The sequence below is a fragment of the Sulfobacillus harzensis genome, assembly GCF_012933365.1.
GTDB lineage: Bacteria > Bacillota > Sulfobacillia > Sulfobacillales > Sulfobacillaceae > Sulfobacillus_B > Sulfobacillus_B harzensis.
Genome location: NZ_JABBVZ010000123.1, coordinates 1 through 8,768 on the forward strand (window position 1 = coordinate 1; position 8,768 = coordinate 8,768).

General features: G+C 58.6%; 6 protein-coding genes. 5 read left to right on the plus strand and 1 reads right to left on the minus strand.

Going from position 1 to position 8,768, the window contains the following annotated elements; genetic code table 11:
- Window positions 1–177: 177 nt before the first annotated feature.
- The 4 genes from HIJ39_RS19830 to HIJ39_RS19845 all read left to right on the plus strand — a co-directional run bounded on the left by HIJ39_RS19830 (window position 178) and on the right by HIJ39_RS19845 (window position 4,822).
- Window positions 178–327: a hypothetical protein gene (locus HIJ39_RS19830; protein ID WP_169102776.1), complete on the plus strand. Its 150-nt coding sequence runs from the start codon at window positions 178–180 to the stop codon at window positions 325–327.
- A 924-nt stretch (window positions 328–1,251) separates the two neighbouring features.
- On the plus strand, window positions 1,252–1,665 hold the full coding sequence (locus tag HIJ39_RS19835) for a MerR family transcriptional regulator (protein WP_207711806.1): 414 nt from the start codon (window positions 1,252–1,254) through the stop codon (window positions 1,663–1,665).
- Window positions 1,666–1,667: 2 nt separating this feature from the next.
- A complete protein-coding gene (locus HIJ39_RS19840; RefSeq protein WP_169102777.1) occupies window positions 1,668–3,278 on the plus strand; it encodes an acyl-CoA dehydrogenase family protein in 1,611 nt (536 codons plus the stop codon).
- Entirely contained in the window at window positions 3,275–4,822 is a 1,548-nt protein-coding gene (locus HIJ39_RS19845) for an AMP-binding protein (protein WP_169102778.1), read from the plus strand. The genes HIJ39_RS19840 and HIJ39_RS19845 overlap by 4 nt, the downstream gene beginning before the upstream one ends.
- Before the next feature lie 1,012 nt (window positions 4,823–5,834).
- Here the strand turns inward: HIJ39_RS19845 and HIJ39_RS19850 are convergent.
- Entirely contained in the window at window positions 5,835–6,125 is a 291-nt protein-coding gene (locus HIJ39_RS19850; protein WP_169102779.1) for a hypothetical protein, read from the minus strand.
- Between the two features lie 314 nt (window positions 6,126–6,439).
- On the opposite strand from HIJ39_RS19850, the gene HIJ39_RS19855 reads away from it, so the two are divergent.
- Complete coding sequence (locus HIJ39_RS19855) at window positions 6,440–8,110, plus strand: L,D-transpeptidase family protein (protein WP_169102780.1); 1,671 nt, start codon at window positions 6,440–6,442, stop codon at window positions 8,108–8,110.
- Window positions 8,111–8,768 lie beyond the last annotated feature (658 nt).

Genomic DNA, 8,768 nt, shown 5'->3' on the forward strand with positions numbered 1-8,768 from the left:
CAGCAATGCGGTAATAATCGCTAAACGCTTTCTCATCGATTTCGCATCCTTTCTTTGATTCGGAGTGCAATTTGACAGTAGCAAAGGCTGTCCATTTTTGCCAAATTTTCGTAGGGCATTTTTGCAGAAGATTGCCCAAAAAATCCCGAATTCTGTCTTTATTGATGTGGGGACGTGTTGGAGGATGAAGCACGCCGCGCGGTGCGGCAGGATTGGTGGCAGGAGGCGTTGGCTGTTACCAACCGCATTCTGGAGATTGTCGGGTTGTTGCTCCCACAGAAGGTTGCCCCCCATTTTGGGAAAAGCCTGTCACTGTGGCAGCTCTAACCCGGTGTATGGGATGCGGGCCGTCGCTTTGCGAGGTGAACACTATGAGGCGTTGATGGCTCCGCAAGATTTGTCGCGTGGCGCGTCTCACGATCCGTGGCCACTGGCGCGCTATCGAGGCAAAAAGAGGGCCTGATCCGATTGTCAGGCGTTTGGCGATCCGGGAAATAGGGATTCGCGCGAAACAGGGTTACGTTCGGGGCGTCTTTGGCAAGTCTTCCAACATTTAAGCGGAACGCTTGAGGTCCCCCAAATTTGTGTCGTTTTCGGAGACCACTGTACATAAAGCCGAGCGCTGCCGTCGCAGTAGTCAACTCGTCAGCCGTCAGCACCGTGTTGCTGATCAAATCGACGAGATGCTGGCCATTATAATGCGGCATAAAGGTCTGCCCGTTGTGTGCAGCAACGCACGCGCCCAACAGCCCCCATCGTGTCCAACGGGACCAACGTCGCCGGGTCTGCACCACTGACGCTCGATACTTCCTGAGCGTAGCACAGGCGACAAAAAGCCCGGATCCGCTTAGGAGCTAAACATCAGACGGACACTGAACGCTCGCGATGAGTCTCCATCAGTCGCCGTACTATTGATATCGGACTGACTTTAGGTCGAGCCATCGACCGAAACGATAGAAGAGTGCCGTTTCGCGTTGATGCGAACCATCGTCCCCTAGTCTTGAGTACAAATGAATTTACATACGCCTTATTTTGTACGGAAGCTAGTAATTGCGTTGACGTTAACGTAAAGTGACTGTATATTGCAAGTGTTATAAGAGATAACCGTAGTTTCGTTTGTCCCGTGTTCACGGGGCGTTAAGCGCGAAGCGGCAACGATCGTGCGGATACGATGAGATTTCTGAGCTGTGCTAAGCGGAAGGTTGACGACACCGGGCCGCCGACGAACTTCAGACAAAGAGGGGGTAGGCTATGAACTCGAAACGGATGCGCAAACATTCGCAGTCCTATACGATTAATGAACTCAGTACGCTCTATGACGTGACTCCACGCACCTTGCGCCACTATGAAGACGTTGGGCTGTTGACGCCAATTCGGCAAGGTGCCCGACGATTATATCGCGAACGCGATCGCGTGCGCCTGCAACTTATTTTACGGGGGCGGCGACTCGGCTTCGGACTCCCCGAAATTCAAGAAATGCTCGATTTGTATGATGCCGATCCCACGGAAGTTGCGCAACTGCGGGACGTCATTCGGCGTGGTGACGCTAAACTCGAGGAGCTGCGAACCCAGGTGGACGAACTGCAAACGATGATGGCGGAAATTACGGAGTTGCGCGCGAAGATGCAACGCCGACTGGATCGGATCTTAAACCAGGAGGGCTAGCTATGGAACATCTGTCCTATGCATATGGGACCAATCACTTTGATCAGGCCTCGGAACTCCAAGCGGTGTTAAAGCATCTTTGGCCCGCCTCTGGCGATCATTGGGAAGACCTTCGACAGTTTGGGGCGCTGGCGGGACAAGAGTTATATGAGGCGTCGTATCACATCGACCACGACGCGCCGCCCGTCCTGGTAGCCCATGACCTGGACGGCAATCGAATTGATCGCGTCCGCTTAAGTCCAGCCGAGCGCCAGGCTTTGGCCGCGACCGCTTGGATCACTCAACCGCCATATCGTGGGGAAGGCTGGCTGTATCATTACGCTCTCTTATACCTTTTAGCCGATCCGGGTCTCGGTTGTATTCTGACCATTACCGGGCAAACGGCCTATGCGTTGCACAAGTATGCGACCGTAGCGATTCCCCAGGCGGATGCAATAAAAGACGCCTTGCTCTCGGGAAAGGCTTGGGGTGCGACCTGGATGACCGAATCCCAAGGAGGCAGCGATCTGGGGGCCAACCAGACGGTGGCTCGGCAGTCCGGCGACGTGTGGCTCTTGACCGGCGATAAATATTTTGCCAGTGGAGCCGGTTTAACCGATTACGCCATCACGACGGCCAGGCCGGAGAGCGGGCGCCCAGGGCCCAAAGGTCTCGCGTTATTTCTGTTGCCCCGATTGACACGCGAGGGAACCCTCAACTTTCACGTGCGGCGGTTAAAGGACAAGAGTGCAACACGGGCTGTGCCTTCCGGGGAAGTCGAATTGAATGGCAGCGAAGCCTACCTGATCGGCCAAGCCGACCAAGGCATTTACTACACGCTCGAGAATCTGACCGTGTCTCGCCTAGCTAATGCGGTGGTGGCGATGGGCATTGGCAAAAAAGCTCAGTTGGAGGTGATCCAGCGGGTTGTCCGGCGGCAGAGTTTCGGCCACGTGTTAGAGACGCATCCCCTAATCCGGCGCGATTTGACCGACCTCACCGTGCGCTCTGCGGCGGGATTGACCTTAGCATTCTATGGCGTCCAGAAATTCGACGGCGCATGGGGCGACCGTCCCCCGTATTCCGGCCGTTATCATCTCGCCCGTTTTGTCACCCATCTGGCCAAAAGCCGCACGGCGGACCATGCGGCGGCGATGACCGCGCTCAGTATGGAACTCTTCGGGGGACTGGGATTTCTGGAGGAGTACGGTGTCGCCCGGTGGCATCGGGAAGCGCTCATCACGCCCATTTGGGAAGGACCGAGCAATATTCAAGCATTGGACTTTCTGGAAACCGTGAAACGCCAGCGGGCGCACCAGGCATTTTTGTCGGAGATTGTGCCCATGTTGGACCATGCAGGTACGCCGGAAGCCCAATACGCACGGGTCCAGCTCGAGCGGCATCTCGAACGCTTAGCCACGCTTGAAGGACGCGAAGCCGAATGGTATGCCAAAGAGTCTCTGACCGCTGTCGCGGATGCCGCGCAAGTCGCGCTTTTATATGATATGGCCCGAAGCCAAGGTGAGCCCTATGCCCACTTGGCGGAACTCTATAGTATCCGCTTCCTCCGGCACCGAGAGTATCCCTTTGCGGTTGACCAAGAAGCGAACCTCTGGGGAGGGGGATGGCGATGAGAAGTCTGCTGGTCCACGAAACCTTACGAGACGCGGCGTACCAGTATGAATCGACCCCGGTTGTCAGTAGCGCTGTCACTTATACGTATGGGAGCATCTACGAGCGAACGGTACGGCTCGCCGATAGTCTGACCCGGCTTGGGATTAGGCGTGGTACGATGGTTGGCGTGATGGATGTGAACAGTCACCGTTATTTTGAACTCCACCACGCGCTCTCCATGGTGGGAGCGGTGATCCACACGATTAATTTTCGCCTCTCGCCTCAGGATATCCTCTGGACCATCGGCCAGGCGCACGACGAATGGCTCTTCCTCTGGAACGGCTTTGGGACACTGACTGATGTCGTGGCGCCCGCGTGCCCTCACGTGGTGTGGATGAGTGAGGCCGCGGGGCCGGATCGGGAACCGGATTATGAAACGCTGGTCGCTGAAGGGCGTTTCCGGGTGCCTGACATCGCCGGGACCATTGCTCCCAGCGATGTCTACTCCGTGTTTTACACCACGGGGACCACGGGCCGTCCCAAAGGGATTCGCTATACGCACCAGCAAATGCTGTCCGGCGCCCTTCAAATCGCCCATGCCTTGGCTCTTCAGGATACCGGAGCCAACCTGACGGGGTCTGACGTCATAATGCCGCTCATTCCGTTCTTTCATATCCATGGTTGGGGTGTCCCGTTTATCGCCCCCTATCTTGGAGCGCCCCTGGTATTGCCCGAGCGAAGTGGCCCGGAAGAGCAAGTTGAGCTCATCCGGCAACACGAGGTGACCTGGAGCAACATGGTGCCGACACAACTTTTTATGCTGCTTGAAGCCACCTCGGATCCGTTACCACTCAAAGTCCTGACCGGCGGCAGCCCGTTGTCATCCGGACTCGCGCGTCAGGCGGATCGGCAAGGCATCCAGTTTTCCCTCATTTACGGCGGGTCCGACCAGTTGGGGAGTGCCATTTCCGCGGCACCCGGTCTGACTGGACCGCAACGGTTGGACGCGCTGGGGTCACGTCTTACGCCGTTCCCGATGGTGCGCATGGAGGTGCGGGATTCCGCGGCAAATCAGGTTCCATCAGACGGGGCGACCTTGGGCGAACTGTGGATCCAGAGCCCATGGCTTCCCGACGGTTATCTCGATAATCCAGAAGCGTCCGATGCGGCCTTCGTTGGCGGATGGTTTCGCTCCGGCGATTTGGCTGTGAGATATCCTGACGGGCAGATCTCAGTCATGGATCGCATCAAAGACGCGATCAAAAGCGGCGGGGAGTGGGTTGCCGGCAGTGTCATTGAATCCATAATCTCGGAGTTGCCCGGCGTACATAGCGTGGCGGTCATTGCCATTCCCGATGCACGCTGGGGCGAGCGTCCCAAAGCGGTGATTGCGGCGGGGTCCGGAGTGGATGCCGATAGGGTGCAGCAGGCACTCAGCCGAGCAGTGGACGAAGGGCGTCTCGCTAAATTCTGGATCCCAGACGTGATGGAATTTGTTGAATCCCTCCCAATGACGAGCGCCGGCAAAATCAACAAAACACAATTGCGGAACGCGTCGCGATGACTGAGCCACTCGGTATCAAACGGCCCAACGCGGACGGATCGTTCGGCTTCGGAAGCTCCATCGCACGCTCGGAGCGTTCTGTCGCGACATCGGTGGACACGCGTCACTCGCCCAACGACGGCCGGGCAGCGTTTCGTGGGAGCGGGAAGCACTCGGACCCAAATACCCGTCAGCTGACAACCGCTTAGCAGGAATCCAGGGGCATACCATACGTCATCGGGTGCCATACACATCTCAAAGTCCCCGTCCCTCGCACTACCGGCGCGCCGCCTGACGGTCAGCGCTGAGCGCGGTGAACACTTGGCGAAGCACACCTTCAGAGCAGTGGGCGTAAATGCGGGTTCCATGAGCTCTCGCGCAATGCGTTGCCCCTGGAATTACGGATGCACCGCTAGGAGCCTTTTCATTTAACCCACATTTCGCACCCTTGGTGGAGGGATCTGAGGTGCTGACAGGCCAGGCTAGCCGGACGGTATGTGAGTGAAACGGCGAGAATCCGTGCCGACCAGCAGTAAGGCATGGCGCTGGACGAGGGTTAATTCGCTGTGGCTGCGTCGGAGTCGCCCGTACGCATCGCGCCAGAGAATAACTTGAACGGGTGCAACGATTTGTTTGAGCCGGTTGGTCGTCGGGGCTGGTTGGAGCGCGTGATTGGGATAGGGCACGTGAAACCGAGCCGTTTGTCATTTTGCCACATGACCGCTTGAAGGCACTGCCAGAGCAAGAGGGCCATATAGACGACATAGACATAGGGTGTAATTTTGCGGGTGTCTTTCAGGAACAACAGAGCCACCGCCAAGGGCCCGTTTGATTAGGCGCGAGACAAAGCAATGCCGTCATCACATAGGTGCCCCACCGTGTCAGGACTGATGAGTTTGGAATCGGCAACAAACACATGTGCTCGCGGACGTCGTCCGCGAGGCTCCGTCCCTGGCTGAGCACCGGGCCAACTCCCTATAGCTGGACGATCCAGAGTGATCCGTCCTGTGTCAACCACTTTCGACCCGATGGGTTAATTTGCCGTCTTCTTGGGAGACGTTAGCAGTGCACAGTCCTGATGCGCGGGGCGGTGCCGGCCAAAGCCCAGCGATAGAACTGCGTCGGCGGCCAATCCGCCAAACTTCCATGCATCCGCCGCATAGGTGATCCAGGCCGCCACGGCCTCGTAGGCAGCCGCCAACGTCGAGAACACCTGGTTGCCCAGACAGTCCGCCTCCAACACGCTGTGCCAGGATTCGATGTGCGCGTTTTTGTTCGGCGTAGCGTTGGGAATGCGTTCGTGCACCATGTCCAACGCTGCCACGCCCTCCGCCCAGTCTTGGGTGGTAAATTGGGGGCCATTATCGGTTTATCTAAACGCGTTTGCATTGAGCGGCAGTGCTGCTAAGAAGCGTTAGCGCCAACACACATGACCCTATCAGTTGTGATTCACCATGCTGCTTCGCACCGGCCAACCAGCCACTTCCGAAACACGGCAATCGGGCGGTCATTGTTGTCTAGATTAGGCAAGTGTCGTGCTCACCGCCAGCGGTGCGGTCCGCTATATGGGCTATTCGTTCACCTTTCCCATCCTGCATCGTTATACTGATGAAGACACTATTATCGAAGGAGACCGCGATGACCCCATCCCGTGCCTACACCCCTCCTGGTCGCCACCGATCGCCCCACCGCCATGGGCGGTTGCGCTGGCGGGTCCAGTGGTGGCAGCCCGCACTGATCCTCGTCGGACTGGCCATGGGGCTCCTGGTAGTTTCTCGTCCACGAGTGAACCTTGCCGCCAGCTCCACGGCTCTCTCGAAGGTGGTCCTCCAGGGGTGGGGTACGCATGTGGTAGCGGCGTCACTGACGGACGCGCCGGGTGGACCGCAACGCTTGCGGGTTGCCGGGAACACCTTGTGGCCGGCGCATGTGCTTCCTTCGGATCGGGCCGTTGAGTTGCGGGTCACGGTTGCCGGACTGTTCGGGTGGCGCGCTCGGCGCGTGGTCACGGTTACGACCCCGGCTGCGCCGCAACTCGCTTCCAATCGCCTGCGTGTGGATGTCGGGAAGGCACCGGCTGCAAACTTTAGGGGTGCCGTCGCGCAAGTCCGGTTTCCGGCGACGGGTCACGTTCAGGCGGTGGGCGGCCCTCAGGTGGTGATCGGAACGGCCCCTAATGCGCCAGACCAACACGGCGCGGTCGCATTGCAGGTTCGCGCCCGACCTTGGGAACCCTGGGGATCCGTGCAGACGGTGCACTGGGCGTCGGTCCCATGGCTGACGGCAAATGCGCACTTGGTTACAGCGGGCCATGCCAACCTGTCAACGGCACCGCTTGATGTCACCTTTTCGGCACCCGTCCGGCGTTCCGCGCTGTCGCACTGGACCTTGGCCCCGGCAGTAGCCGGACGGTGGCATCGGGCCACGGATCGCACCTGGCATTTTCAGCCGACAGGCCGGGGATGGGCACCGGATACAACCATCGTGCTCCATCTCCCTAGGGGAAAGCACGGTCTGGTCGCCCGGGATGGTGCCATGTTGGCGCAGGCGTCTCACACGTTAACCGTGCAACTGCCGCAGGGCACGACGCTCCGGTTGCAGCAATGGCTGGCGGAACTCGGGTACTTGCCCCTTCGATGGACGCCCACGGTGGGGGCGCGGGCCGGGCAGCGGGGGTGGGACTCCGTGTACCAACCGCCGGCAGGCTCATTTACGTGGCGCTATCCGGCGGTCCCGTCCGCGCTGAAATCCCTCTGGAATCCGACGTACTGGACCGCGATGACCCAAGCGGCGGTGATTGCCTTTCAACACCAGCAGCATCTGCCGGTGAACGGCATTCCCGGCCCCCAGGTTTGGATGGCGCTCCAACAGGCGGTGCGGCATCACGCGGTCAATCCGACGCCGTACGCCTATGTCTATGTCTCGGAAACATTGCCGGAACGGCTATGGTTGTGGGTGGCCGGGCATGTCGTGCTGACCACCCTCGCGAATACCGGAATTCCCGAGACGCCGACCACACTGGGGAGTTACGCCGTCGATGAACGGCGGCCCTTCCAGATCATGCGGGGAATCAATCCCAACGGCACGTCCTATGCGGATCCGGTCCATTGGATTAACTACTTCGATAAAAGCCAAGCCGTGCATGGATTTCTGCGGGCGCAGTACGGATTTCCCCAAAGCTTGGGTTGTGTGGAGGTGCCCATTCCCGTGGCCCAAAAGATCTATCCGCATCTCTATATCGGAGCGCTGGTGACGGTGGAACCCCCGGGATCAGCGCCGTTGGTGCGCCCTAATTCTGCTGCCCAGTAACCTTGGACCAAATCCCGAGTGCGTTTGCCCGTTGCGAGTTGTCGTTTTCACCAATAGGCTTGCGGGTCCGTGTCCGTTATTCGACACCGACTAAGACGCAAGCGTCTCTTAGTCATTGAACAGCAGCCGATTGGTTCCATGAATCAACTTCGGCTCGCGATGGTTTAGGAGGCACCGGATGGGATTGGGTTTGCCAATTACCGCTACCATCGCAATGACTGGGTGGGTTAATGACGAAAGATTTGCAGTGCCGTGGGCGGGAGAAGCATGTTACAGTTACGGTGCCAAGGGCCCGATGGCTCGTTCCGGATTCCATTTGCGTGCGACACGCTGCAACCAACTAGCCCAGGGGAGGCTTGGCAACAGTACGGTAAACGTCCGGTTGCAACGGCAACGCATCTGCTGCTCATCCTCCTTTAAGGCACATTTGTCTCGCCTTCAGCCGGCAGGGGGCGCGCCGCAATTCCCGCGCTGCCTAATAGCAGCGACTTGCCGGTAGGCAATAACCCCTGCGACTTCCCTATAGGTTGGTGCAGTGGCCGATGACAATCCTTCTTCCAATCCAGACGGTGAGTGGGCTGCTAGGAGCTTTTTCAAAAATTGACCCGGACGGCTCCGCGGACGGGTGTCAAAATTCGCTGGGGTGGGCGGCCATTTG